Origin of the sequence: Pseudoalteromonas sp. 31A1, from assembly GCF_011378815.1 — a bacterium.
Lineage (GTDB): Bacteria > Pseudomonadota > Gammaproteobacteria > Enterobacterales > Alteromonadaceae > Pseudoalteromonas > Pseudoalteromonas arctica.
On sequence record NZ_WTKY01000061.1, the window covers coordinates 1 to 1,885 of the forward strand.

General features: G+C 38.8%; 3 protein-coding genes. All 3 read right to left on the bottom strand.

Annotated elements, in window-relative coordinates; translation table 11 throughout:
- On the bottom strand, positions 1-143 hold a 143-nt coding region (locus GQR52_RS20290; protein WP_346774291.1), incomplete at its 3' end, for a transposase.
- A 455-nt stretch (positions 144-598) separates the two neighbouring features.
- Complete coding sequence (locus GQR52_RS20295; protein WP_165729608.1) at positions 599-1,573, bottom strand: transposase; 975 nt, start codon at positions 1,571-1,573, stop codon at positions 599-601.
- Between the two features lie 82 nt (positions 1,574-1,655).
- The coding region (locus GQR52_RS20300) for a transposase (protein WP_240914503.1) at positions 1,656-1,885 on the bottom strand (230 nt) is incomplete at its 5' end.

The following is a 1,885-nucleotide window of genomic DNA, read 5'->3' on the forward strand; positions in this document are numbered from 1 at the left end:
TTGTCTACATAGCTCAGCTTTTTGCGTGATTCATTATTTATAAACTGTACTTGTCGCCCCGTTTTAATGGGTGGCTTTCGCATGCATTGCTGCTGTAGCGGGCACGTTTTACAGTCTTTTAAATAACCAGATAAACTACAGATAAACTACAGATAAACTAGACAGCCACTTTAATTGAACAAACAAAATGTTGCCATTAAATTTAATTTGTAGGTTAATAATATATCTTTTATCGACAGGTTATTTTCATTTCATCCATCAAATAAGTCATTAGCGCTCTTAATCTAAATTGCACGCATGAAAATGACTGCATGGTGCAGTTGTGATTTATTATTGAATAGTTTTACTGAGTAGTTTACGTTTTATGCAAGATAAACTAGACTGCAAGATAAACTAGACAGCCACTTTAATTGAACAAACAAAATGTTGCCATTAAATTTAATTTGTAGGTTAATAATATATCTTTTATCGACAGGTTATTTTCATTTCATCCATCAAATAAGTCATTAGCGCTCTTAATCTAAATTGCACGCATGAAAATGACTGCATGGTGCAGTTGTAATTTATTATTGAATAGTTTTACTGAGTAGTTTACGTTTTATGCCAGTAGCTTTTCGCAGTTACTGATATTCGCTCGCCGCTTTCGCTTTAAGTTTTCACAATAAGCTTCTTGTGAGGCTGGCCTGCCCACTGCACCACGAAATACGCGCGTAAATTGGGTTGTAAGCTTTAACCAGTTTTCTGGAGATATATTCACCCTTTCCAGTAAAGACAAATGTGTACTTTCAATATACCCTCGCTTGTCTTCTCGTATACAACGTCCTGTAAATTCAACAAGTTCAAGGTACGATTTAAGCTCAAACGGCAGCCCTTTGGGCATAATCTGACGTGGCATACCTGCAAAGCGAAGGAGCTGTTTTGGCTGCTTGCCTTCTTTTGCGCATATTAAGCGTACTTGAGCGCTGGTATGGTCTGACTCTTCTGCCGTTTTAGCCATCTTGGCTCTAATGGGGTTTAAATCTACATACGCCATACAGGCGGCAAGTGCGGCTTCATCTAGTAATGCTTGTGAGCTAAATCGCCCCTCCCAAAACCTGCCAGTACAGTTATCTTCCTTATTTGCTCTGCGAGCAATATCTTCATTTAACAACCGCATAAACCAGCTAATACTTGATAGGCGCTCTCGATATCCCTTTACTGTTTGATTAAAAAAGATAAGTTCAACTTTACTTAGCTTTTCACCCTGTACATATTTTTGCGTTAACAATGTGCCTTTACAGAGTTTATGCCAGCGAATAACAATCGCTTTATCATTCAGCCTATTCGCTTTCTTATCATCAACATACAGTACTAAATGGGTATGATTACTCATAACGGCATAAGCACATACATCAATACAAAACACCTTAGCTAACTCAAGCAGTTTGTCTTCAACCCAACCTCTACGATGCTCGTAAGACTTGCCTGTAAAACGGTCTTCGCCACATAAAAATGCACGGCGTACACAACGTGAAATACAGTGGTAGTACTTTGTATCAACCAAACTTACTTGACGCTTTCTTGCGATTGCCATAAGACACTCTGCTTGTTTTTTGCACTAAACAAAGGCTAGTCTTTAACTTCGAAAAGCGCAAAATTTAGAGTGGGTGTCTTGTTTATATTCTTTTTTTGGCCACGAATCCCGCTATTGATGTGTAATGCGGCTGAATATCTCCCGACACACTCATAAATAAAATATTATGCTCGCAAGCCTTTGCAATCCGACGGCTACTGATAAATCCATGTGCATAACCCAGTAAAATAATCTTTAGCATTACCGAAGGCGGATACGCAGCAGCGCCTGTTTTGTCGTTGTTATACCACGCGTCAAAGCCCGATAAGTCGA